We start from the raw sequence: 25,817 nt of genomic DNA, 5'->3' as shown, positions 1-25,817 counted from the left end.
GGCACCATGGATAGTCCCGCGCTGCGCTAGTGCGCGGGCACCAGCGGGGTAGGGTAGGCAAGCCGCGGCCGGTAGGGTTGCACCGAGGTTCCGAGGTTCGGTCCCATGCGGTGTCCCAGGGCGGCGGCGTTGTAGAGGCCCAGCTGGTTGGTGGCGCGATGGCCGACGTCGGTACCTTGCGGCACCGGTAGGGGCGGCGTGTTCGTGGGGGCGACAGCGCGGTTCAGGCACTCGAACGAAAGCGCCGCGGTGCCCGCGCCGTTGGCCTCGGCGCAACCCGGAGCATCGGCTGACGCATTGACGCCGGGCAACGTGACGACCGCCCCGTGGTCGGCCACGGTCTGTGCGCTGCACCAGCCGCCGTCCAGCGCAGCGATGCACAACGCGATGGCAACAACACATCGCTTCGAGGCGTTCGCTGCGACGCCTTTCAGTCCACCTTGCCGAATATGCATCGTTCTCTTCCCCGCGATATCCGGTGATGGATAACACGCAAGTTCTCGCGGGTAAACGTCATTCCCCCGCTGTCATGGTCGTGTCATCGAGCCTGTCATCGAAACAGAGCCTGACTGTCATTCCGCGCGCCTAGCCTTCGGCCCGAAGACGAGCTTCCGTCCCGTCCGCCAGAGCGCGAGGAATGACCTTGGCACGCAGCGTTTTCGCGCTCGTCGCGTGCATGGTCCTGCTCGCGTCGTCCGGTGCGGTCGCGCAGGTGGGCAGGCCGTCCGAATCACCCCAGGGGACGGCAGAAACGCATGCGTCAGCGCGCTTCGACATCGACGAACAGTCCCTCGCCAGTGCCCTGCGCGCCTTCGGCGAACAGAGCGGCATTGCCGTGCTGTTCGACGACGCGCTGGTCGCGGGCCGCCTCAGTCGGGGTGTGCACGGGACGGCGAGCCCGCACGATGCGTTACGTATCCTCCTGCTCGGAACCGGCCTGGGTGCACGTTTCTCATCGACGAATGCCTTCACCGTGACCGCCGACGCGACAGCCCCGACGCCTGGCGTGCCCGATGCGCCCGCGATGGCACGGGACGGCTCGCCCTCGCTCGGCCAGGGCGATGCCTTCCTGATCCAGGCGAGCATCGCCCAGGCCTTGTGCGCAAGGCAGGACACCCGCCCGGGTGGCTTCCGCCTCGCCTTGCAGCTGTGGATCGACGGCTCCGGGACCGTGGAACGGGCATCCGCGCTCGCGCCTTCCGACGATCCCGCGCGAGATCGCCGGGTACTGGCCGCGGTGCGCTCGGTGCGTCTACCGCCCCGGTTGTCCGGCATGAGCCCGGTGACCGTGCTGCTCGTGCCTTCCCCCGCGTCGAACGATCCCTGCCGCGGCGTCCGCGCGGGGGAGGATTGACCGTGGATACGTCGATGCTCGGCCTGTTCCTCGACAATTACGAGGACTTCCGCCGTCGCCTGCGTCGGCGACTGCGCTCGGACGACCTGGTCGACGACGTGCTGCAGGAGACCTACCTGCGCGTGCGCCGGCTCGACCCGAGCGAGGAACGTGCCCGGCATCCCACCGGCTACCTGTTCCGCATGGCCCTCAACATGGCGGCCGATCATCATCGTGCGTCGGGGCGCCTGCTCACGGGTGACGAGGTGGACGACCTGATCAACGGCGTCCACGATGGCCTCGATCCCTCCGCGGTGCTGTCGTCGCGGCAGGAGGTGCTGGCGCTGTCCGAGGCCCTGGACACGTTGACCCGTCGCCAGCGCGACATCCTCATCGCGGCCCGTGTCGACGAACAACCCCAGGCGGACATCGCCGCGCGGCATGGCATATCCGTGCGCATGGTGGGCAAGGAACTGAAGAAGGCGCTTGAGACCTGCGCCACAAAAGTGGGTCGGAAATCGTTCCAGCGGTTCGGTCCCGGTGCGGGCGAATCGTCTTGACCGATATGGACACCCTTCTCCTGCAACGCAGCGACCGCGAGGCACACGCCTGGCTGCTCCACCTCACCTCGGGCACGGCGACCCGCGAGGACGGTGAGGCGTTCCGGCGCTGGTGCATGGCCGACGAACGGCATGCGGAGGCCTTCGCACGCACGCGGCGCCTGTGGGAGCACCTGGGGCCGGCGATCGCCGAACACCGCGCGGGCGCGTCACGCGGGGATCGGGTCGCCCCGCGCCACGGCCTGCGCATGGACCGAAGGCGTTTCCTCACCGCGGCCGTCGCCGCGTCGGTGGCCGCCGTCCTCATCGGACGTCATGGGCTCGACCTGATCGCCACCGCCGATGCCTCGACCCTGCACACCGCGGTGGGCGAGCAGCGCCGGGTCGACGTGGCGCCGGGCATCCGGGTGGAAATGAACACGGCCAGCGACATCCACCTGCTTACCGACGGGCGGCGGGTCACCGGCATGCGGCTGCGCTCGGGTGAGGCGGTAGTCCACATCGACCCGAGCCGCCGTGCGCCGTTCGTGGTGCAGGTGGCCGATGCCACGCTGGCCTCGGCGCCGGGCAGTGCGTTCGCCTTGCGCTGCCACGACGCGGCGACCAGCGTCACCTGCCTGGACGGGCAGACCGAACTGACCTGGGCATCGACGACGACGCGGGTCAAGCCGTCGCAGCAGGTGGACGTGGATGCGAACGGCCTGTCCGCGCCGGTCGCGGTGAATCCGGATACCGCACTGGCGTGGCGCCGTCGTGTGCTCATCTACGACAACCAGCGGCTGGCCGACGTGGTCGCCGATATCAACCGCTACCGGCCCGGGCGCATCGTGATTACCGATCGTGCCCTTGCCGAGCGTCGCGTGCATGCGCGTTTCACCCTCGCCCAGATGGCCGACGTGACGACCCTCATCCAGGACGCGTATGGCGCCCACGCCACGCATCTCCCGGGGGGATGGGTGCTGCTCAGCTGAGCACGCGCCCGGGCGGCGCTTGGCCGGCCCATGAATCTTTCGTGACAGCGGTTCAGTGCCACCCGTGTTCCCGCGTCTAGGGGACAAACGGAACGACAGGGGACAGTCCGCGTGGCTACACGAGTAATACGGGTGAACGCATGAGTCGTGCCACGACGTCACGCCACGCGCTTGCGTTGGCGCTTGCGCTCGGCCTCGCCGTGAACGCGTCGGCCCAGGATGCGCCGACCGCGTTCGACGTCAACGAGTATGTGGTCGACGGCAACACGACCTTGCCGGCGCTGGATATCGAAACGGCGGTCTATCCGTTTCTCGGTCCCGGCAAGTCGATGAACGACGTGAGCGCGGCCCGGGACGCCTTGCAGAAGGCCTACCAGGCGCACGGCTACCAGTCGGTCGTGGTGGACCTGCCGCCGCAGCAGGTCAAGGGCGGGATCATCCGCTTCCAGGTCACCGAGAACACGATCGGCCGCGTGCGCGTGGAAGGCGCGACGTATCGCTCGCCGAAGGACATCCGCGACGCGGTGCCGGCGCTGCATGAAGGAGACGTGCCCGATTTCACCCGGGCCCAGCAGCAGCTCACGGACGTGAACCGGCGCAGTGGCGCGCAGGTGGTGCCGGTACTGACGCCCGGCAAGCTGCCGCAGACGATGGACGTGACGCTTAAGGTCACCGATGCCTCGCCGCTGCACGCCAGCCTCGAGGTCAACAACGACCACAGCGTGAATACGCCGGAACTGCGCACCGTTGCCAGCGTGCGCGACGACAACCTGTTCCAGGCAGGCCATGCGGCCTCGCTCACCTATATCGTCGCCCCGCAGCATCGCAATGCGGCGGAAGTCTGGGCCGGTTCCTACCTGGTGCCGCTCGACAGCGACTGGAGCGTGCTGGCCTCCGGTTATAAGTCCAACAGCAACGCCAATGCCGTGGGTGGCACCACCGTGCTCGGCAAGGGCAATGCCTTCGGCTTCACGCTCCTGCGTACCTTGCCGGCCCATGGGTCGTACAGCCAGTCGCTGTCGCTGGCGGTCAACCGCAAGCACTTCGACCAGAACATCACCCTGGGCGGTGCCACCTCGAAGGCGCCGATCACCTATATCCCGTTGACCGCCGGTTACCAGGGCCAGTCGGTGGACGAGAAGACGGTGCAGACGATCTCGCTGAGCGCCACGGCGGGCTTTCGCGCCGGCAGCAGCAGTTCGGCCGAGTTCGACTACCAGCGCTACCGCGCGCGGCAGAACTTCTTCTACGTGAAGGCCGACACCAGCCGTACCCATGTCCTCGACAACGGGTTCAGCCTGTTTGGCCGCCTCGGCGCGCAGGTGTCCACCTCGTCGCTGATTTCCAGCGAGCAATACGCCGCCGGCGGCGAGAGCAGCGTGCGCGGTTACCTGGAAGCCGAACAAACCGCGGACCGCGGCGCCATCGGCTCCATCGAGTTCCGCTCACCGTCGATCGCCGCACACCTGGGCGCATGGGTGAACGACTGGCGCTTCCATGCCTTCCTCGACGGCGCGCACCTGGCCCTGATGAACGCCTTGCCGTCGCTGGTCGATCCATCCCGTCCCGAGGCCGGCAGCAAGACGGTGAAGAGTTACGACCTCTCCAGCGTGGGCCTGGGCACGCGTTTCCAGATCTTCAACATCGCCACCGGCGCGTTCGAGGTGGCCTATCCGTTCAACGACGGGCAGGCCACGCGCGCCCACGACACCCGTATCCATTTCTCGCTCAAGGCGGACCTCTGACCCTCGGGTCGGGTCCACGCATCCAGGGGACATCACCGTGAAACGACTTCTCATCCTGACCGGCCTGCTGTTGCTGACGCTGGTGCCGGCCGCGCATGCCGAGACCTCCTGGTGGAACCAGGACTTCGCCTTCCGCAAGGCCATCACCATCGACAGCACGGCCAAGGGCGGCAACCTCACCACGGCGGTCGGCCGCGTGCCCCTGCTGGTCCGGTTGCACTCGGGCAACTTCACGTTCGACGGTGTGTCCGAAAGCGGCGCCGATGTGCGTTTCGTCGCCGCGGACGACAAGACCCCGCTGAACTACCAGGTCGAAAGCTTCGATCCGGTGCTCGGCGTCGCCCTGGTCTGGGTGGACGTGCCGCAGCTGGCGGCCGATGCCCAGCAGCCGATCTGGATGTACTACGGCAACCCGAAGGCGCAGGGCGGCGAGAAGGCCGGTGCCGTGTTCGACGCCGACTACGCGGCCGTGTATCACTTCGAGGAACCCGCCGGCACGCCGCCGCGCGACGCCACGGCGTACGCCAACAACGCCACCGGCAACGACATCCCCACCGTCGACGGCGTGATCGGCAAGGCCGCGCGCTTCGACGGCAGCAAGGTGGTGACGCTGCCGGGCAGCGTGTCGATGAACGTCGCCGACGGCGGCACCTTCACGGTCAGTGCCTGGGTCAAGGTCGATGCCGTGGCCGCGGGTCGTTCGCTGCTCTACGCGCGTCGCCAGGGCACGCAGAAGGTCTTCGTGGGCCTCGACAACGGCGTGCCCTTCGTACAGGTGGGCGACGCGGTGAGCCCCGTCGGCGAGCCGATCAAGGCCGGTGCCTGGACCCATGTCGCCGTGACCGCCGCGGGCAACGACATCGCCCTGTATGTCGACGGCAAGCCGTACGCAAAGCTGGATGCCCGGCTGCCCGCGATGAGCGGCCCGGCCACGCTCGGCGGCGATGTCGCCGGCCAGGCCGATACGCTGGTGCCGTTTGTCGGAACGATGGACGAGGTGCGTATCTCGCGCATCGCCCGTCCGGCGGCGCTGATCGCCGTGGACGCGCAGACCCAGGGCGCGGAGTCGAAGCTGCTGGCCTATGGCCCGGACGAGAAGCAGGCCGGCGTCGGCTTCGGCTACTTCGGCATCATCGTCAAGTCGGTGACGGCGGATGCCTGGTCCATCATCGGCATCCTGATGATCATGGCCGTCCTGTCCTGGGTGGTGATGTGGCAGCGCGCCACCTACGTGAACCGGGTCAGCCGCGCCAACGAGGATTTCCTCGACGCGTTCCGCCAGCAGGGGCGCAACATCCTCGCGCTGTCGCGCGATCCGGCCGCGGACCGGCTGGAGGCCTCGTCGCTGTATCGCCTGTACAAGGTGGGCGCCGGCGAAGTCTGGGGACGCCGTGACGCGGACGGCCGCGACCACATCGCGCCGGAATCCATCGAGGCCATCCGCGCCACGATGGATTCGGTGCTGGTGCGCGAGAACCAGCGCCTCGCCAAATCGATGGTGCTGCTGACCATCGCCATTTCCGGCGGTCCCTTCCTCGGGCTGCTCGGTACGGTGGTCGGCGTGATGATCACCTTCGCCGCCATCGCCGCGGCGGGCGACGTCAACGTCAACGCCATCGCCCCCGGCATCGCGGCGGCCCTGCTGGCCACGGTGGCCGGCCTGTTCGTCGCCATCCCGGCGCTGTTCGGCTACAACTACCTGCTGATCCGCAACAAGAATGTCACCGCGAACATGCAGGTGTTCGTCGACGAGTTCGTGACGCGCCTGGCGGAACAGCAGCGCAGCACCCACCCGACCGCCGTCGCGGCCTGAGGAGCGGACATGCGCGCCCAAGACGACGACAAACCGTACGACGACATCAACATCACGCCGATGCTCGACCTGGCGTACGTGCTGCTGGTGATCTTCATCATCATGACCACCGCGTCGGTGCAGGGCATCAAGGTCAACCTGCCCAAGGCGAGCTCCGCGGTGAGCATGGCCAAGCCGCAGACCAAGGCGATCACCATCTCCGACACCGGGCAGATCTTCCTCGACGCCTACCCGGTGACGATCGCCGAGCTGGAGCAGCGTCTGCGCTCGCTCAAGGCGCTGAACCCGGATTTCCCGGTGGTGGTCAAGGGCGACTCGACCGTCCAGTACCAGAAGGTGATGGACATCCTGGACCTGCTGCGCCGCGTGGACCTGCCGCAGGTCGGTCTGGTCACCGGCAAGGCACCGAAGGGTTGATCGCGTGAGCCCACACGACATCCCCCGTCGCAGGCAACGCCGCTGGCTCGGTCCGGCGATCGGCGCCATCGCGGTCGTTTTGCTCGGTGTGCTGATCTGGCATTTCGCCGGCAGCACCGTGGGCGTGCGCCGGGAAGCGCCGCGCATCGCCACCATCACGCCGCTGCCGCCCCCGCCCCCGCCGCCGAAGGAAAAACCGCCGGAGCCGAAGAAGGTGGAAGAAGACATCAAGCCGGTCGACAAGCCGCAGGACGTTCCGCAGAAGCCGGTGGACGCGCCCAAGCCGAGCAACGACGTAGCCCGCAACGTCACCATGAATGCCGACGCACAGGCCGGGTCCGACGCGTTCAACATCGGCGCGGGCGACGGCGGCGGCATGGTCGGTTCCGGTGGCGGCACCGGCAGCGGCACGGGCAGTTACGACCAGTACCTGGGTTACGCCATCCAGCAGGCCGTGCAGCGCGACGGCCGGGTCAACCGCCTGGCCTTCGACGTGCGCGCGGATATCTGGCTGGATGCCGACGGCAAGCTCACCCGCGCCGAACTGGTCGGCTCCAGCGGCAACCCGGACACCGACCAGGCGTTGCTCGACGCCCTGCGCACGATGCCCCACATCGACGTCGCGCCGCCGTCGTCGCTGCATTTTCCCCTGCGCGTGGCCATTCGCGGGAAGCGCCCCGCATGAGCCACGCCACCTGTTTCCCTTCGAAAGACACGACCCTGGATAGCCGGAGAGTTCGCATGACCATCGGAAAGGCCCGCCATCGCCCCGCGCGCGCCATGTTGGCCGCCGCCATCGGCCTGGCGATCTTCGCAGGCTCGGTGCACGCGCAAAACGCACCCTCGGACAACGCCACGATCAACCTGGTTCGCCTGCTGGTGAAGCGTGGCGTGCTGACCCAGTCCGATGCCGACGGACTCGTCGCCCAGGCCGCCGCCGAGGCGGCCCAGGCGCAGAAACTGGCCGGTACCGCGAATGCCGCGCCGGCCACGCCGGGCCAGGTGCGGGTCACCTACGTGCCGGAGGTGGTGCGCAACCAGATCAAGGATGAACTGCGCCAGGAAGTGGTCGCCCAGGCGAAACAGGAACACTGGGCCGAGCCCGGCAAGCTGCCGGAGTGGCTGGACCGCATCCAGTGGACCGGCGACATGCGCGTGCGCGACGAGTTCCATTACTACGACAAGGGCAACGTGCCCACGATGGTCGACTTCGCGCAGCTCAACCGCACCGGGCCGTACGACCTCAACAGCGGCAACCTGCCGCCCTTGCTCAACACCCTGCAGAACCGCACCAACTCGCTGCGCATCCGCGCGCGCCTGGGCGTGAACGTGGACCTGGGGCAGGGCGTCACCGCGGGTATCCGCATCGGCACGGGTAACGACAACAACCCGGTCTCGACGACGCAGACGCTGGGTGGCGGCCTGGCCAAGAAGGACCTGTGGCTCGACCAGGCCTGGCTGGCCTGGAAGCCGACCGCGTGGGCGCAGTTCATCGGCGGGCGCATGCCCAACCCCTTCATGAGCACCGACCTGCTGTATTCGAACGACCTGAACTTCGACGGTGTGGCCGGCCGGTTCGACGTACCCGTGAGCGATGACGTCAGCACGTTCGCCACGGTCGGCATGTTCCCCATCGAATACCAGGCCGACGACTTCCCCTCCAACGGACCGGCCAAGGACGCCAGCCGCGACAAGTGGATGACCGGCGCGCAGATCGGCGGCACCTGGTCGTTCAGCGAGGATACGCGCTGGAAACTCGGCCTGGCCTATTACCGCTTCGATCACATGCGCGGCGAGTTGTCGTCGCCGTGCTCGATCTACCTGGGTGTGAACTACTGCGACACGGACGATACCCGTTCGGCCTTCATGCAGAAGGGCAACTCGCTGTTCCTGATCCGCAACATCGTCCCGGACCCGGCCTCGCCGTCGCGCTATGCGCAGCCGCAGTTCGCCGGCCTGGTCTACGACTACCACGTCGCCAACGCCACCACCCAGTTCGACACCAAGGTGGCGGACACGCCGCTGCGGCTGGAAGCGGATTACCTGCGCAACCTGGCCTACCACCGTCGCGACGCGTTCCGGCCGGACGTGGGCGTCAACCGGCTGGTGAACAACTTCGGTGCCGGCGACGTCAGCGAAGCGACGTACAAGAGCGGCCCGGTGGGCTGGATGCTGCGCGCCACCCTGGGCGACGTGAATCCGCATGCCGCGGGCGACTGGAACGTCAGCCTGGCCTACAAGTACCTGCAACCGGACGCCGTGCTCGATGGCCTGACCGACACCGACTTCCACCTGGGCGGCACCAACGCCAAGGGCTTCATCCTCGGCGGCAGCTACGGCGTGTCCACCTACGCATGGCTGACCCTGCATTACTTCAATGCCCGGGAAGTGTTCGGGCCGCCGCTGTCGATCGATGTCTTCCAGCTCGAAATGAATGCCCGGTTCTGAGGAGACGACATGAAACGAACCCTCATCGTCCTCGCGCTGCTCGCCGTGTGCCCCACGGCGTTCGCGCAGACCGCCAGCCTGGAAAGCCGGCTGCGCGACCAGTTGCGCGACACCCGCACGCAACTGCAAGACCTGCAGGCCCAGCAATCGCAGTGGGCCGTGCAGAAGGCGGCGCTGGAGAAAGAGCGCGACGAGGCCAGGCATAGCGACGACGTGGCGCACACGGCATCGCAGCGGCCGGCCGGTCCGTCACCGGATGCCGTCCGCGCCCTCGCCGACGAGCGCCGCCGCCGCGAAGCAGCCGAGGCGGACGTGCAACGTGGCAAGGCCGACAGGGAGTCGTCGGGGGTGGCGCTGCGCACGGCGGAAGCCGAGCGCGCGCGCCTGGCCAGGGAGCTGGATGTCGTTCGTGGCCAGGTCGATGCCTGCACCGCGCGCAATGTCCGCATGTACCAGGTGGGCAGGGATGTGATCGCGGCCTACGAGAACATCGACCTGGGCGACATCGTGTCGTCGCGGCAGCCGTTTGCCGCGAAGTCACGGGTGAAGCTGGAAGCCGCCGCGCAGTCGTTCGGCGACCGGCTCTACGAACAGCGGTTCGACCCCCGGGCCGGCCAGGCATCGGCGACACCGTGAGGCGGGGGGTAGCCCATGTATCCGGGTCATGACGTCGCCTCGCCGACGGATCGCGCGCCGCGGATGTGGTCGCGTGCCCGGATCGATGCGGGGAGCCGCGACATGAGCTGTCCCTACGCCCTGGCCGAGATGCTGCGTCAGCTTTACTCGGCCGGACAGGCCAAGGCCGCCGATGTCTTGCTGGCGCGCTGTTCGCTCGACGGGCTGCAGCGATTGCTGGACGAGTCGTCCGCCTTCCTGGGCGCACGCGTGCGATATGCCGTGGTCGAGCACCTGCGCCACCGCAAGCCGCTGCTGGAGGAAACCGCGCTGTCGACCATGCGCGCGATCGCCAGCGTGCTCAACGCCTGGCTGCACGACGGTCGCCGCCTGGCGATCCGCGCCGTACTGCGCGAATTCAGCGGGGAGGAGCTCAGGGAGCTCGCCGCGCTGCCCGAACTCAACGATGAAGTGGCAACGATGACTGGTGATTTCTCATGAGCGCGCGTATCCGGACTCCTGCCGCCACCCTCCGCCCGCTTCCGCCCGCGTCGCGACCGCCGTTCCGTCGCAAGGCGATGTGCCGGCTGATCGCCCTGGCGCTGTTCGGCGGCGGTGTCGCCCATGCGGCGACGACGCCTCCGCCGTTCAGCGCGGCGTGGCTGGCGGCCAGGCAGCCGGGCGCGACGCCTTCATCGTCCGATACCGTGCCACGCGCCGATGGCAGGCCTGCCAGCCTCACCCCGGGTAACGCGCTGCAGCAGCAACGTGTGCAGCAGTCGATCCAGAACCTCGACCATGCCGCAGCGGCCCTTGCCACGCAGATGCAGCAGCAGGCCACCGCCGCGGCCACCGCACCGCGTGTGTCCGGCGTGCCCGACGGCCTGGCCGAGGGTGGCCTGAAGCCGGCGGCCGGCCTCGCCGCCGATCCCACGCTGTGGCAGAACGCACGCCAGCCCACCGATACCGTGGCAGCCAACGCCAGGCACACGGTGGAAGTGAAGCAGACGGCGAAGAAGGCGATCCTGACCTGGGACAGCTTCAATGTCGGCCGCGACACCACGCTGTATGTCAACCAGAGCGCAGGCAACCTCACCTCGGGCGGGAATGACTGGGTGGCGCTCAACCGCATCACCGATCCCACCGCGAAACCCAGCACGATCCTCGGCCAGATCAAGGCCGAAGGCACGGTGTACCTGCTCAACCGCAACGGCATGATCTTCGGTAGCGGCTCGCAGGTGAACGTGCATTCGCTGATCGCCAGCTCGCTGGATATCTACAGTCCCGACCGGGCCACCAGCAACGCAAGGTTCCTCGCGGAAGGCTTCGCCTCGACCGCCTCGGGCGGCCCGCAAATGAGTGTGTTGCAGTCCGCCTTCGCCCCGGGCGCGGGGCACGACGTCACGATCGAGAAGGGCGCCGGCATCACCACCGGTGCGCAGGGTTTCGCGATCGTCGCCGCGCCGAACGTCGTCAACGAAGGCGCGGTGGTCTCGGACGACGGCCAGGCGATCCTCGCCGCGGGCACGGTGTTCGATGCATCGCTGGCGGGCACGTCCGGGCGCATCCTGTTGTCGGAGACATCCAGCGGCGCCTACACGGAAGGGCGCGGCACGGTTAGCAACCGCGGCCTGGTGCAGGCGCGTCGCGGTGAGATCGACCTCACCGGTTACGGGGTGGCGCAGGACGGGGTCGTCGTGGCCTCGACCAGTATCGCCGCACCCGGAACGATCAACATCACCGGTCAGTCGGGACGGGGCAGCCGCTCGGGTCCGGTGACCTTCGGCGCCCAGTCGGTCACGACCATCCTGCCGGAGAAGGACGGCGCCACGACCTCCTCGACCGCCGCCGCCGACAAGGTGTTCACGCCCGGCAAGGTCACGGTGACGGGCGGCAACGTGAGCCTCGCCTCCGGGGCGCTCATCGAAGCGCCGGGCTCGACGGTGGCGCTCACCGCGATCCGCGACAGCTCGCTCACCGGCGAAGGGGTGGTGGCGAACGCGGGCCGCGTCTACGTGGATGCGAACGCGACGATCGACGTGTCGGGCCTGGCCGATGTCGATCTGCCGATGTCCGCACTGCTGGTGAACGTGCCGCGCATCGGCCAGAACGAACTGGCCGACTCCCCGCTGCTGCGCAACGGTTTCCTGTACACGCAGAAGAATGTGCTGATCGACAGCAGCCAGTCCGGCACGCGCGCGGACGGCCTCGACTGGATCGGCAGCCCCATTTTGAACGTGAAGGGCTACGTGGAGAACGTGCCCCGCGATATTTCGCAGATGCTCACCCGGGGCGGGTCGATCACGCTCGATGGTAACGAGGTGATCGCCCGCTCGGGTTCCAGCCTGCGTCTCGACGGCGGTTACCTTGCCTACCAGGCGGGCTGGATCACCACGCCGAACCTGCTGGGTGCCGACGGTCGCATCTACGACATTTCCTCCGCCGATCCGGACGTGGAGTACATCGGCTTCGCCGGGCAGTACACCGCGACGCACGCCCGCTGGGGCGTATCGCAGACCTATAACTCGCCGCTGCTCGGCGGCTCGCGCCGCTGGGCCGAGGGCTTCGTCTCCGGCAGCGACGCGGGCGATCTGGTGGTGCACGCGCGCAGCGGGCTGGCCCTGGACGGCGAGATGACGGCGCAGGCTACGGTCGGTGCGCGGCAGGCCGCCAACGGGACGCCGCCGGACGGCGGCACCTTCGTTTTCGATACCACCCCGGTGTCCATCGCGCCGCGCCAGGTCATTCCCGGCGTACGCCTGCAGCAGTCCTCGCAGACGCTGGAATCGCTGATGCCGGGCTTCAACGGCGGCGACGACCTTGCCGATGTGCAGGCGCCGTCGGACGATGGCCAGACATGGTTGCTCCTTTCCGCGAATACGCTGGGCAAGGGCGGCTTCTCCGCGCTCACCATCAACAACCGTGACGGGGCGATCGAAGAGACGGCAGGCACCCAGGTCACCGTGTCGCCGGGTGGCAGCGTATCGATGGCCGCTGGCCGCATCGACATCCATGGCAGCCTCGTCGCGCCGTCCGGCGCCATAACGCTAACGACGCAGACGCTGGCGCAGTTCGCCGACCATGCGAATCCCGCGCCGGACATCACCCTGACCGACGGCGCGCTGCTCAGCACGCGCGGCCTGTGGGTGAACGATACGAATCGCGCAGGCACGGACGTGGCAGGAAGCCACTTCGTCGATGGCGGAAACATCACCCTCGCCACCCGCCAGAGCTACCAGGGCGATGTCGAGGCGCAGGTCGACCAGACCGGCTCCATCCGCTTGGCCCGCGGCAGCACGATCGATGTCTCCAGCGGGGGTTACGTGGGCCTCGACGCTCGCGTGGCGACGGCGAACGGCGTTCCCCTGGGGCGTGGCGGCAACGTGTCGCTGCTGCTTTACGACGTGCCGTCCACCCTGGCGTTCGGCGACCAGAAGCCTCCCACGGCGCTGGACAGCGGCTACCTCGTCATGGATGGCGCGATCAACGCGTATGGATTCGCCGGCGGCGGCACGCTTGCCCTGCACGCGGCGCAGGTCCAGGTGGGTGGCGATCCCGCCGCCATGACCCAGCCGAACGGGCTTTACCTCACGCCGTCGTTCTTCCAGGGGCAGGGCTTCGACAACTACGTGCTGCACGCGGTCACCGACGCGACGGTCGCGCCCGGCACACAGGTCCAGGTGCGGCGCGCCAATCGCGTCGCCGACCTGGATGCCTTGCGCTTCCTTGGCAGTGGAACGGATATCGATGCGTCCAACGGTGCGTCGGTCATCGGTTACCTCGATCCGTACCAGCGCTGGGCCACGCGTGGCACCGGAACCGGACAGGGGCCGGGCTTCACCCTGGTCGCCGGCGATTACCTCGGATGGCCCTCGCGCGGTTCCGCGGGCGGGCAGTCGGCCGCGCCGGTCTATGCCGGCGTCAGCGGATCGGCGGACATCGGCGCGGGTGCGCAGGTGGTGGTGGACGCCGGCGGCACGATCGCGCTCGCTTCCCCGGGTGCGGTGGTCGTCGACGGCACGTTGCGCGCGCCAGGCGGCAACATCTCGCTGACGAACAGCAAGGCCGGCAACACGGTGCAGGTGCAGCCTTCGCGGGTCTGGCTGGGTGCCACGGGTGTACTGGACGCCAGCGGCGTCTCGCTGATCGACACCCAGGCCACGCCGGCGACGCTGACGGGCGCGGGCGCGGGCGCAGGTGTGTCGGTGCGCGCCACGCCACGTACCGGCACGGTGCTCGACGGTGGCCGTGTCACGCTCGACTCGCCCTATACGGGCTACGTGGTCGCGGCGAACGGGTCGGTCATCGATGTCTCCGGCGCCAGCGACACCTACGACCTGCCGACGGGCACGCGTCGGCTCAACGGCACGACGGTGGACGACGCCCCCACCGCGGTATGGAGCGACGCCGGCAACATCACGATTGGCGCCGTCTCGGGCCTGTACCTGGGCGCCGCACTGAGCGCGCATGCCGGCGACACGCGTGGCGAGGGCGGTTCGCTGGCCATCGTGCCGCGCGACGAGGTGGGCGGCGACGCCTGGGCGCCCGTCACGATGCTCGTTCGCGCCCGGGTGGAAGACGCGCCTGGCTACGCCTCCTCCGTCACCGATACCGGTGCCTCCGCGCAGGGTGTGCTCGCCTTCGGGGCGGACCGTCTGCAGGGATCGGGCATCGCGAGCCTGTCGCTGGGTGCCGACCCTGCGGGCGGTGTCGCGAACACGATCGTACCGGTGACCTTTGCAGGCGACGTCGATCTCGATCTCGCACGGTCGTTCTCGGCGTATGCGCTGGCCTATCGGGCCGTCGGCAACGACGCGACCGGCACGGAGCCGGTGAACGGATTCCGCAGCGGTAACGGCCAGGTCCATCTTCGCGCGCCCTACGTTCACCTGGCGGGCGGCGCACCCAGCGTGACGGCAGCGGAGGCCGGCGACGGCACCCTGCTCGTGCAGGCGAACGCGATCGACCTTGGCGGCGCCCTCAACCTGCAGGGCTGGAGCGGTGCGTCGTTCAACGCCACGGGCGATCTCCGCTTCGCCCAGGACGCGCAGCTTGCCTACGACACGGCGGGTGCGCGTGTGCCGGGCATGCTCTTCAGCACCGGCGATCTCACCTTCCGCGCCGCGCAGGTCTATCCCGCCACCGACTACCGGTTCGTCATCGACGCGAACGCCTCGGGGATCGCCGATGCGCAGGGCAACGCCCGCGAAACCACAGTCACCTTCCTTCCCGGCGGACCGTCGTCCGCACCCTTGTCCGCGGGCGGCGCGCTGCTGGTCAGCGCGGATCACATCGAGCAGCAGGGCACGCTGCGCGCGCCGGCGGGCTCGTTGATTCTCGGCGTGAGCGATCCGCAGGCCGCCGCGTCCGCCTTCGGTCTGGGCGCCGCCTACGCGCCGCTCGTGGCCACGACCTCGGTGCACCTCGCTCCGGGAAGCATCACCTCGGTGTCGCTGGGTGGCGCGACCGTGCCCTACGGCAGCACCGTCGACGGCGTGGACTGGCGCTATAACGGTGCGGCCAACGTGTCCTCGGCCGCGCTGACGGCACCGCCGTCGAAGCAGGTGGAACTGCACGGAACCGCGCTGGCGCTGGACAGCGGTGCATCGATCGATCTTGCCGGCGGTGGCCAGTTGCAGGCGGCTGAGTTCGTCGCCGGCGTGGGTGGCACACGCGACGTGCTCGCGTCGTCAGCAACGGGCACGGGCGCGGCCGTGTACGCGATCCTCCCCGGGTTCACCGGCCCGGTCGCGGCGCAGGACAGCGCTTTCTCCAGTGCGGGCGGTACGCAGCCCCGCGTGGGACAGTCCGTCTACCTTTCCGGCATGCCTGGCTTGCCCGCAGGGATGTATACCTTGTTGCCTGCGCAGTACGCGCAGCTCAGCGGCGCCTACCGCATCGTGCAGGACACCACGGCGCAGGACAGCGTGCTGGGCCGTTCCTCGCGCATGGCCGACGGCACCTATGCCGTGTCCGGTTACTTCGGCGATGCCCTCAGTGGTGCGCGCGATGCGCGCAACACCCGCTTCCTCGTGCAGTCGGCACCGGTGTGGCAGCAGTATTCGCAGTACCGCTTCACCGATGCGGATACCTTCTTCACCAGCCTGGCGAGCAAGAAAGGCCAGGTCGCCACGCAGCGTCCGATGGACGCCGGCCGCCTGATGATCGACGCGGGCCAGCGGTTGGACCTGGGTGCCACGCTGGCCACCACGCCGGGCAAGGGCGGGCGTACCTCGCAGGTGGACATCGCGGGGCAGGCCATCCAGATCCTCGGCGCCGGCGATGTGGCACGCGACGGCTACCTCGGCATCGCCGCCGACGGCCTGACCACCCTGGGTGCGGGAAGCCTGCTCATCGGCGGCACCCGCAGCGCAGCGGCCGACGGCGACCATGTGGACGTGAAGGCGAGCAGCGTCCTGCTGTCGAACGATGCGGCGCATCCGCTGTCGGGCCAGGAAATCCTCCTGGTGGCCGCGGGTTCGCCGGATGGCGAAGGCGTGGTGCTCGACGATGGCAGCGTCATCCAGGGGCGTGGCGACGCGAACACGGGTGGCAACAACGCCCTGGTGTTCGGTCGGAACGCAGCGATCGACGCCAGCGGTGCGCCGGTCGCTGCGATCAGCGGCGACGGCTCACTGCTGCGTGTGTCGCAGAACGGCGCTTCGTCGGTGACCCGCCTGGGCCTGCCCGTCGACGGGACGGCGCAGGGGCGCCTCACCATCGGCGCCGGCGCCAGTGTGGACGGCGGCAACGCATTGACCCTTGACGCCACCGGCCGCATGCGCGTGGACGACAGCGCCTCGCTGTCGGGCAAGTCGATCGATGCCACCGCCAACCGCGTGAGCTTCGTGGCGGACGGTGCGGTCGGCGCGGATGACGGCCTTTCCATCGGCTCGCGAACCGTCGCGCAGCTGCGTGGCGCGGACAGCGTGGTGCTGCGAAGCCGTGGCGAGATCGACTTCGTCGGTCCGCTCGATATCGCGTTCGATCGGGCGCTGACACTCAGTGCGGGTGCGCTGGTCGGCGACGGCAGCGACGTGCGCCTGCGCGCGGGCACGCTGACATTCGCCAACGTGCTCGGCGCCGCCGCGGGTGCGGCGCTGGCAGGGTCCGGCACGTTCGACGCCCAGGCCAGCGAGGTGGATTTCGGCGCCGGCACGCTCGCCCTGCATGGATTCGATGCCTTCAACGCCACCGCCGCGCAAGGCTTTGTCGCCCAGGGGCAGGGCGGGGTCGACTTCGGCGCCGCCGCCGTGGCGCTCAGCGCGCCGGTATTCGTCGCCGACGGCGGTGGTGCGACGACGCTCGGCACGACGGGAACGATGTCGCTGCGTGGCGCCGCCGGGAGCGCCCTGACCCGCGACGGGCTCGGCGGTTCACTGACCCTGCAGGCGGCGTCCCTCGACGATGCCATGAACCTCACTGCTACCTCGGGAACGCTGCGGCTGCGTGCGACGGACGGCGACCTGACGGTCACCCCCGGCACGGTGCTCGACGCCTCCGGCGCGGTCCGCACCTTCTTCGACACCGCCGCGTATTCCGCCGGCGGCAATGTCAGGCTCGACGCCGGCAAGGGGAACATCGTCATCGGCGACGGCGCGGCGATGCGTTTCGCGGGCACGACCCAGGGCGGTGACGCCGGTACGTTCCATGCGGTGGCCGGCGGCAATCTCCTGCTCGGTGGCAGCTACGACGGCCATGCGCTTGCCGGTAACCGTGGCGGTTACTTCACGGTCGGCTCGGGTGGCACGCTGGACCTGGATGCCCTCTCGGCACTCGCCGCTTCGGCAGGTGCGACGGGCCTCGTCGACATCAGCAGCGGGCAGGGCGACCTCACGCTGTCTGCCGGCCATGCGTTGACGGCGCAGAAGGTGTACCTGTACGCCAACGGCGGCACGGCGCGCGTGGACGGTCGCATCGACGCGAGTGCCCCGGCAGGCAGCCGTATCGAGGTGTGGGGCCGCCAGGGCGTGGATATCGAAGGCCAGCTGGATGCGCACACGTCCATTCCCGCCCAGCGCGGTGGCGACGTGGTGCTGGGCACCACGGGCACGCCCAACGGCCAGCTGGACCCGACCCGCGGCTACGAGCAGGTGGACCGCCAGGATGCCGGTTACATCCATATCGGCGCGAATGCGGGCATCGACGTCTCCGGCGGTTCCGGCGATGCGTTCTCCGGCGGTCGCGTCAGCATGCGCGCGCCGCTGCTTGCCGACGGCGACGTGCCGATCACCGTCGACGCCGCCTCGGCGATCAAGGGCGCGCGCGACGTCACCCTCGAGCCCTATGCCGTGTGGAGCACGAAGGACACCTCCACGGGCGCGCAGCATTTCGACGGCATCGTCGACCCCGCCGGCTGGTACGCGAATGGCGGCGCCACGATGGTGGCGGGCAAGTGGACCGATGCATCCGGCAAGGTCCTGGCCGCGCCGGTCGGCGACGACCAGATCGCGACCTACCTGTCGAAGTACTTCTTCTTCCCGGATGCCGTGAACGCCGACCATGCCGGCTTCTACGGTTACCTGGGTGGCGACATCGCGAACGGCCCGGGCACGCTGATGGGCTTCGTGCAGCAGCCGGGCTTCAGCTTCGGCTCGCGCTTCGCGGACATCCGGAACGTGAACGTGCGACCGGGCATCGAGCTGCGCAATCCTTCCGACGGCCCGTCGCAGGGCGACATCGCCGTGCTCACCAACTGGAACCTGGGCGCGGGCGTCACCGGTAGCGACGGCAGAATCCAGCTCGCCTATCGCTATGGCAGCGAGGCGCCGATCCTGACGGTGCGCGCGGCCGGCCATCTCGACCTCAAGGCCAGCATCACGGATGGTTTCTACCAGCAGAACGACGGTGCTGCCTTCAACAACCCGGGCAAGGCCACGTCGCCGACCAACCCGACGGACCCCACCAACCCCACGGACCCGACGAACCCGACCGATCCGACCGATCCGGGTACGCCTCCGGACAATGGCTATACCGATTCCGTGGCCGCGTACCAGACCGCCGACCAGTACCTCGTCGACAACGGCAACCTGTGGAACGGCAGCATCAACCTGCGCGACGGCGACCCCGATAACGCGATGACGCCCGGCGGCGGCACCGCCGATATCAGCAAGGATCCGTACTACCAGCCGTTGCAGGCTCCGCTCCAGGGCCAGAGCACGGCTTACTACACGAATTACCGGCAGTACCTCGTCGAGTACGGCGACGGCGACAACCCGGCCTGGGCGGCGGCCTTCTCACGCGCGAACAACGTGGTCGGCTTCCTGGTCTACAACCCGACCACACTGGCGGCGCCGCAGCCGGGTTCGTATACGAACTATGCCGACTACGCGACCGACTACGAGAGCTGGCTGGAAGGCCATTTCGACATCGACAACCGTGGCGTCACCCCGTCGCCGATCCTGTTGCCGGTGGATAGCGAGTACGCGGCCTGGTCGCAGAACTACACCGCCTATATCGGCGGGCACGATACGTATTTCCGCTACGTGAACGGGCGCGTCGGCAACCGGCTCAGCGGTAGCCAGCTGTTCTATGCGCCCTTCGCGCCGAAGTCGGACGGCGTCGGCGGCGGCTCGGGTTCGGGCTCGGGGTCGGGGGCGAATCCGAGCTCGGGGACGAGCCCGGCGTATGACCAGTCCGTCGCGTCCTACCAGACGATCCAGAGCTACTTCGACCAGAACGGCATCTGGAACGGCAGCATCAACCTGCGCGACGGCGATCCGGACAACGCGATGACGCCCGGCGGCGGTACCGCCGATATCAGCAAGGACCCGTACTACCAGCCCTTGCAAGCGCCGTTGAAGACGCAGACCGACGCCTACTATGCGAACTACCAGCAGTACCTGACCGAGATGGGCGACGGGGACAACCCGGCCTGGGCGGCAGCATTTACCCGCGCGAACAACGTGGTCGGTTTCCTGGTCTACAACCCGACTACCCTGGCGGCGCCGCAGCCGGGTTCGTATGCGAACTATGCCGACTATGCGACCGACTACGAGAGCTGGCTGGAAGGCCATTTCGACGTCGACAACCGCGGCGTCACCCCATCGCCGATCCTGCTGCCGGTGGATGGCGACTATGCGACCTGGTCGACGAACTACACCACCTATATCGGCGGTCACGACACCTACTTCCGCTACGTGAACGGGCGCGTCGGCAACCGGCTCTCCGGCAGCCAGCTGTTCTATGCGCCCTTTGCACCGAAGTCGGACGCGGTGCCTTCGGACTCGAATCCTGCCTATGACCAGTCGGTGGCTTCCTACCAGACGATCCAGAGCTACTTCGACCAGAATGGCATCTGGAACGGCAGCATCAACCTGCGCGACGGGGACCCCGATAACGCGATGACGCCCGGCGGCGGTACCGCCGATATCAGCAAGGACCCGTACTACCAGCCCTTGCAGGCGCCGCTGAAGACGCAGACCGACGCCTACTATGCGAACTACCAGCAGTACCTGACCGAGATGGGCGACGGGGACAACCCGGCCTGGGCGGCGGCGTTTGCGCGTGCGAACAACGTGGTCGGTTTCCTGGTCTACAACCCGACCACCCTGGCGGCGCCCCAGCCGGGTTCGTATGCGAACTATGCCGACTACGCGACCGACTACGAGACCTGGCTGGAAGGCAATTTCAGCGTCGACAACCGTGGCGTCACCCCATCGCCGATCCTTCTGCCGGTGGATAACGAATACACGACCTGGTCGACGAACTACACCACGTATATCGGTGGTCACGACACCTATTTCCGCTACGTGAACGGGAGCGTCGGCAACCGGCTCTCCGGCAGCCAGCTGTTCTATGCCCCCTTTGCGCCGAAGTCCGACGCGGTCGCCACCGGGCCGGGCGATGGTGGTGGCAGTGGTGGCGGTGGCGGTGGTGGTGGCAGTACGACGCCCGTCGTCGTGCCGCCGCCGGCTCCGAACAATTCGCCTTCGAACATGCCGTCGCTGGGTAACCCCGCGTCGTTCGCGTCGGCGACCCTGCTGGGCGGTTCCAGCACGTCGTACCGTCTCATCGCCGGGGCGGACACCGTCGCCACCGATCCGCTGGCGACGTTGGCCACGGGTACTGGCGACGTGCGCCTGGCCGGTCACTTCGCCGTGCAGGACACGGTCACGGATGCCACCGTCGTGACGCCTCGCAGTCCGTACGCCGGCAAGACCTGGCTGATGCCCACCACGATACGCACCGGCACCGGTTCGATCGACGTCGCTTCGGCCGGCGATATCGCGTGGTTGGACACCGCGGCACCGGCGACGATCTACACGGCGGGTGAACCGGCGGAAGGAACCACCGCCGGTACCGACGTCAGCGTGCTGCGGCCTTCCGAGCGTGCGCCGGGAGCGGCGGACACGCAGCCGAACATGGTCGTCAACGGACTGGTGAATCCCGATCGCGCCGGCGACCTCTCGTTGCATGCCGCCGGCAATATCCAGGGCATCCAGTCGGTGAGCGATACCGATGGCAGCCTCACCAAGGGTACGGCGGGGACGCCCATCTCGCAGTACTGGTGGCAATGGATGCAAGTGGGCAACGCCGCCGACGGCAGTCGCTCGTCGATCGACTTCTCCAACTTCCGCCAGGGCGTCATGAGCCTGGGCGGCAACGTGGACGTACAGGCGGGCGGAACCATCGGCGAGTTGTCCGTATCGCTTCCCACCACGTGGTACGCCAACGATGCCCGCGATGCGATCACGACGGTGGGCGGGGGCGACCTCGCCGTGCATGCGGGCGGCGATATCCTCAGCGGCGCCTATTTCGTGGCGCGCGGCAAGGCGGACATCCGCGCGGACGGTCGCATCGGCGCCTCGGAAGCGTTGTCGGCCGTCAACGTCGGCAACGTCACCGGGCTGGGCGACACCATCACACCCGTGTCGACGCTGATCGGCATGCAGGACACGGTGGCGACGGTAAGCGGCCGGCAAGGCGTCGACCTGGGGGGCGTGTACAACCCGTCGTACTACAACTCGACCGGCGTGTTCACGGCCCTGTTGCCTGCGACGCACCCCGATGCCCAGTCGTACTCGGCGCGGTCGGCGCTCACGGTGAGCGCCCTGGCCGGCGACCTGGTCTTCGGCAGCCTGTCGGCACCGGGGCTGGTCTTTGGTGCCGGCGGCGTCGCTGGCCCCGTCCTGCCAGCCTCCCTGGCCATGAACGCCTTCGGTGGCGATATCGACATCCGCGTCAACGGGGAACTGTTCCCATCGGCATCCGGCAACCTGTCGCTGCTGGCCAGCGGCGGGATCGCGTTCTCGCGGCAGACGATCCTGGATTCGCTGGGTACGGGCTTCGGCCTGATCGACAGCGATCCGGCAGGCATGCCCAACCCGCTCGCGCCGGTGCCCAACCAGTCGATCTACCTGGGTGTCGACGATCGCACCGCGCAGAATGCGATTTACCACGATGCGGACGGCCTGCATCGCGACGACGTGCAACCCGTCCGGATCTATGCGCTGGGTGGTGACATCACCGACGGCCTGGACGCGCCCAACGGCTTCAACTACCTGTCGCTGGTCATCTACCCGGCCAAGCAGGCCTTCATCCAGGCGGGCAGGGATATCGTGAACCTGTCGCTGGTGGGGCAACACACCCGCCGCGCCGACATCACGCGTGTGCGGGCCGGACGTGACATCTACGACACGCCCTATCTCGCCAACGTGAGCTTCTACGGGCCCATTCCGAATGCCTATCATCTCGCGCCCTCGCTGCTGCTGGGAGGACCGGGCGCGTTCCTCGTCGATGCCGGTCGCGACATCGGGCCATTCACCAGCCAGACCGACGTGGCGGCGGAGACGCAGGTCGGTCAGGTGAGCAAGCCGACGGGCATCCAGGCCGTGGGCAATCTGTACAATCCCTACCTGCCGCACGAAAGCGCCGAGATCCTGGTGAACTTCGGCGTCGGTCCGGGCATGGACACGGCGGGCTTCCTGGCCCATTACCTCGATGGCGCCGACGGCCTGCCGAGCCTCGTGCCCGACCTCGTCGATTTCATGCAGCGGCGGCTCGCGGGTACGGTAACGGACACGGGCCACGTGGGCGACGAGGTCGCGGTGACGTTGACGGCGGCGCAGGCGCGGTCACTGTTCGCCCGGCAGCCGGACGATGTGCAGCGGCTGTTCGCGCAGAAAGCGCTGTTCAAGCTGTTGGCACAGGTCGGTGCCGACTACAACAGCCCGGAAAGCAAGTACTTCAGTCAGTACGCCCGTGGCTATGCCGCCGTGGAGGCCATGTTCCCCGCCAGTGACGGCTATACCGCCAACGGTACCGGCCAGGGTGGCCTCAACGGGGCGACGAAGCCGGTGGACACCGGCAACCTGGACGTGCGCAGCTCCACGATCCAGACGCAGCAGGGTGGTGACGTGACCATCCTCGGTCCCGGCGGCCAGGCACTCATCGGCAGCACGGGAGCGCCATCGCAGATCGTCGACATCAACGGTCGCGTGCTTGCGGGACCGAACACCATGGGTGTGCTCACCCTCGAGACGGGCAGCGTCAACCTGTTCACCGACAAGAGCGTGCTGCTGGCCCAGAGCCGCATCTTTACCGAGCGCGGCGGCAACGTCACGATCTGGAGCTCGAACGGGGATATCAACGCCGGCCTGGGCGCCAAGACCACGGCGGAGGTGCCGCCGCCGGTCTACGTGTGCGACGTCGATGCGTGGTGTCGTATCGATGCGCGCGGGCAGGTCGCCGGCGCGGGCATCGCCACCTTGCAGACCGTGGAAGGTGCGCCGGCCGGCAACGCTTATCTCATCGCGCCGCGCGGTACGGTGGATGCGGGCGACGCGGGTATTCGTGTGGCAGGCAACCTCGTCATCGCCGCGGCGCGTGTCGCCAACGCCGACAACATCCAGGTCACCGGTGAGTCGGTGGGTGTTCCGGTCACGGCATCGGTGAACATCGGTGCGCTCAATGCGGCGAGTGCGGCGGCGACCGCGGCGACGCAGGCCGCGGAAGATGTCGTCAGGAAGCAGCAGGCCGACACGCGCGACAAGCTGCCTTCCGAGATATCGGTGCAGGTGCTTCGCGACGGCGACACGACCTCGAGCATCGCGCCTGCCCGCGGATACGACGCGGGCAGTCCGGTCCAGGTACTGGGCCATCAGGCGGCAGGCGATGCGCGACTGACGGAGGATGAGCGACGCGCGCTGCGACAGCTGTGAGAAGGTTGCAGATGCGGCAATATCGGGATAATCATGCGCTATTTAGGCACAACGTCAGCGGGCGATGACAACGCATATGTACGTTCAATACGAGGTGTGATCGCCACGTTATGTGGAGTGAACGAAGTCATCGTTGCATCACAATCCGCGACACCGAAACACCATCAACACGTCACCGCAAGATGCCACCTTTGTCGTCGCCCCCGATCGGGGGGCTTCTATGCAAGGGGATACACCATGCGTTTCAAGAACTCGATGGGAAACACCCGCATGAAGTTGATCGCGGGCGCTGTTCTGATGAGCGTTGCGTCGCTTGCCGTCGCGCAGAGCGCCACCATCCGTGGCGGTGGCGCCACGTTGCCGGCCGTCGGTTATGGCCTCGACGTGTCGAGCCGTCAGGTCGTCCCGGCCAACGGTTCCATGCTCTGGGCTTACTCGCAGATCTCCGGTAACAAGCCGACCACCTACTGCCAGACCGGCAGCGGCACCGGCAAGAAGATCCTGGCCGGTAACGATCCGTCGGTCGCGAACGTCAACGCCGCCTGCTCGGCCACCGCCGTGCCGACCGGTTTCGGCGCGACCGGCCTTGCCCAGCCGCACTTCATCGGCTCGGACTCGCCGCTGTCTTCGTCTGACTACACCGCCTACACCTCCGGCCACAGCAGCGGCCAGCCGGTGCAGATTCCGGCCGTCGCCGGCGCCATCGCGGTGGCGTTCAAGAAGACGGGCGTGACCTCGCTCAAGCTCACGGAAACGCAGGTCTGCAAGATCTTCTCCGGCCAGATCAAGACCTGGAACGACGCCGGCCTCGCCGGTGCCGGTATCCCGTCGGGTACCACGGGCAACATCACGATCGTTTCGCGTGCCGACGGTAGCGGCACGTCGTTCGCGTTCTCGAACCACCTGTCGGCCAAGTGCGGTGCCACCTCGATCGGCGGCAACAACACGGCGACGGCGTTCAAGACCGACCAGTCCTATGCGACCGCCGCCGCGGCCTACATCCCGTCCTATGCCGCTTCGGTCACGGCCTCGGGTAACCCGGCCGTCGTCTCGACGGTTGCCGCCACGGAAGGTTCGATCGGTTACGCGGAAGCGGCCAACGCCGTGTCCAGCAACGTTCGCTTCGCCAGCGTGTCGAACGACGCCGCGCCGTCCACCTTCATCAATCCGTCGAACTTCGGTGGCCCGCTCGCCGTCGCCGTGACCTACGACAAGGCGATCGGTGCGGTCGACAGCAACGGTCGTCCGACGATCGCCGCGCTGCCGCTCACCACGCAGTGCGTCGCCCTGGTCGATCCGGCCAACTACGCCAAGCCGGCCAGCGGCTATCCGATCCTCGCCGTGTCCTACCTGCTCGGCAACTCGAGCGGCAACGGCGCCGACCTGTCGGCGGTGCAAGGCGTGCTCTTCTCGCCGTACAACACCACGGTGCGCAACAACACCGTCACCATCGGTGCGGGCGCCGGCACGGGCCTGGCGTTCCTGACCAACGCCGACATGACCCAGGCCAAGATCAACGGCTGCGTGGTCAACTAAGGTTCTGCGTGCGGACAGGGATGTCCGGTGACGAACGAGGGGCCTTCGGGCCCCTTTTTCTTGTTCTTCGCGCATGGGCGGGTAATGCCGCGAGTTCGAGGCCGAAGCCAGAGCCGGAGCCGGAGCCGGAGCCCGTCGCTCGTAGGGCACGGCGAGGAGGTACTGGGTGGTCACACTCTGCGCTCGGGCAGCGGCCGCAAGCGGCCGAACTCGCTCA

At 68.2% G+C, this 25,817-nt stretch carries 13 protein-coding genes; 12 read left to right on the top strand and 1 reads right to left on the bottom strand.

Features of this window, described 5'->3' with window-relative positions:
* Positions 1-26: 26 nt before the first annotated feature.
* Positions 27-455: a hypothetical protein gene (locus tag QRN34_RS04140; protein ID WP_285402264.1), complete on the bottom strand. Its 429-nt coding sequence runs from the start codon at positions 453-455 to the stop codon at positions 27-29.
* Positions 456-637: 182 nt separating this feature from the next.
* Between QRN34_RS04140 and QRN34_RS04135 the strand changes: the two genes are divergently transcribed.
* The 12 genes from QRN34_RS04135 to QRN34_RS04080 all read left to right on the top strand — a co-directional run bounded on the left by QRN34_RS04135 (position 638) and on the right by QRN34_RS04080 (position 25,600).
* The gene (locus tag QRN34_RS04135; RefSeq protein ID WP_285402262.1) at positions 638-1,354 is read left to right on the top strand and encodes a secretin and TonB N-terminal domain-containing protein; all 717 of its coding nucleotides are present in this window, start codon (positions 638-640) and stop codon (positions 1,352-1,354) included.
* Between the two features lie 2 nt (positions 1,355-1,356).
* Entirely contained in the window at positions 1,357-1,893 is a 537-nt protein-coding gene (locus QRN34_RS04130) for an RNA polymerase sigma factor (RefSeq protein WP_285402260.1), read from the top strand.
* A gap of 5 nt (positions 1,894-1,898) precedes the next feature.
* The gene (locus tag QRN34_RS04125; protein WP_285402570.1) at positions 1,899-2,864 is read left to right on the top strand and encodes a FecR domain-containing protein; all 966 of its coding nucleotides are present in this window, start codon (positions 1,899-1,901) and stop codon (positions 2,862-2,864) included.
* Positions 2,865-3,004: 140 nt separating this feature from the next.
* Complete coding sequence (locus QRN34_RS04120) at positions 3,005-4,609, top strand: ShlB/FhaC/HecB family hemolysin secretion/activation protein (protein WP_285402258.1); 1,605 nt, start codon at positions 3,005-3,007, stop codon at positions 4,607-4,609.
* 37 nt (positions 4,610-4,646) lie between these two features.
* Positions 4,647-6,422 carry a MotA/TolQ/ExbB proton channel family protein gene (locus QRN34_RS04115; RefSeq protein ID WP_285402256.1) on the top strand — a complete coding sequence of 592 codons (1,776 nt, stop codon included), beginning with the start codon at positions 4,647-4,649 and terminating at the stop codon, positions 6,420-6,422.
* Positions 6,423-6,431: 9 nt separating this feature from the next.
* On the top strand, positions 6,432-6,839 hold the full coding sequence (locus tag QRN34_RS04110) for a biopolymer transporter ExbD (RefSeq protein WP_036142026.1): 408 nt from the start codon (positions 6,432-6,434) through the stop codon (positions 6,837-6,839).
* 4 nt (positions 6,840-6,843) lie between these two features.
* Positions 6,844-7,524 (top strand): energy transducer TonB, encoded by a 681-nt coding sequence (locus QRN34_RS04105; protein WP_285402252.1) that lies wholly within the window; start codon positions 6,844-6,846, stop codon positions 7,522-7,524.
* 56 nt (positions 7,525-7,580) lie between these two features.
* A complete protein-coding gene (locus QRN34_RS04100) occupies positions 7,581-9,287 on the top strand; it encodes a putative porin (RefSeq protein ID WP_285402250.1) in 1,707 nt (568 codons plus the stop codon).
* A 9-nt stretch (positions 9,288-9,296) separates the two neighbouring features.
* Positions 9,297-9,923, top strand: a complete 627-nt coding sequence (locus QRN34_RS04095) for a hypothetical protein (RefSeq protein WP_285402248.1) — start codon at positions 9,297-9,299, stop codon at positions 9,921-9,923.
* 102 nt (positions 9,924-10,025) lie between these two features.
* The gene (locus QRN34_RS04090) at positions 10,026-10,403 is read left to right on the top strand and encodes a hypothetical protein (protein WP_285402246.1); all 378 of its coding nucleotides are present in this window, start codon (positions 10,026-10,028) and stop codon (positions 10,401-10,403) included.
* Entirely contained in the window at positions 10,400-24,064 is a 13,665-nt protein-coding gene (locus QRN34_RS04085) for a filamentous haemagglutinin family protein (protein ID WP_285402244.1), read from the top strand. The genes QRN34_RS04090 and QRN34_RS04085 overlap by 4 nt, the downstream gene beginning before the upstream one ends.
* A 270-nt stretch (positions 24,065-24,334) precedes the next feature.
* Positions 24,335-25,600: a substrate-binding domain-containing protein gene (locus QRN34_RS04080; protein ID WP_285402242.1), complete on the top strand. Its 1,266-nt coding sequence runs from the start codon at positions 24,335-24,337 to the stop codon at positions 25,598-25,600.
* The last annotated feature ends 217 nt before the right edge of the window (positions 25,601-25,817 follow it).

It is taken from the genome of Luteibacter sp. ME-Dv--P-043b, assembly GCF_030209605.1.
Taxonomy (GTDB): Bacteria; Pseudomonadota; Gammaproteobacteria; order Xanthomonadales; family Rhodanobacteraceae; genus Luteibacter.
This window is presented reverse-complemented; position numbering and strand designations above follow the sequence as displayed.

What these genes read in the sequence shown, in the direction of transcription:
- QRN34_RS04140 (WP_285402264.1), bottom strand. Translation starts at nt 455, where the DNA reads ATGCATATTCGGCAAGGTGGACTGAAAGGCGTCGCAGCGAACGCCTCG.
- QRN34_RS04135 (WP_285402262.1), top strand. Translation starts at nt 638, where the DNA reads ATGACCTTGGCACGCAGCGTTTTCGCGCTCGTCGCGTGCATGGTCCTG.
- QRN34_RS04125 (WP_285402570.1), top strand. Translation starts at nt 1,899, where the DNA reads ATGGACACCCTTCTCCTGCAACGCAGCGACCGCGAGGCACACGCCTGG.
- QRN34_RS04120 (WP_285402258.1), top strand. Translation starts at nt 3,005, where the DNA reads ATGAGTCGTGCCACGACGTCACGCCACGCGCTTGCGTTGGCGCTTGCG.
- QRN34_RS04110 (WP_036142026.1), top strand. Translation starts at nt 6,432, where the DNA reads ATGCGCGCCCAAGACGACGACAAACCGTACGACGACATCAACATCACG.
- QRN34_RS04100 (WP_285402250.1), top strand. Translation starts at nt 7,581, where the DNA reads ATGACCATCGGAAAGGCCCGCCATCGCCCCGCGCGCGCCATGTTGGCC.
- QRN34_RS04095 (WP_285402248.1), top strand. Translation starts at nt 9,297, where the DNA reads ATGAAACGAACCCTCATCGTCCTCGCGCTGCTCGCCGTGTGCCCCACG.
- QRN34_RS04090 (WP_285402246.1), top strand. Translation starts at nt 10,026, where the DNA reads ATGAGCTGTCCCTACGCCCTGGCCGAGATGCTGCGTCAGCTTTACTCG.
- QRN34_RS04085 (WP_285402244.1), top strand. Translation starts at nt 10,400, where the DNA reads ATGAGCGCGCGTATCCGGACTCCTGCCGCCACCCTCCGCCCGCTTCCG.
- QRN34_RS04080 (WP_285402242.1), top strand. Translation starts at nt 24,335, where the DNA reads ATGAAGTTGATCGCGGGCGCTGTTCTGATGAGCGTTGCGTCGCTTGCC.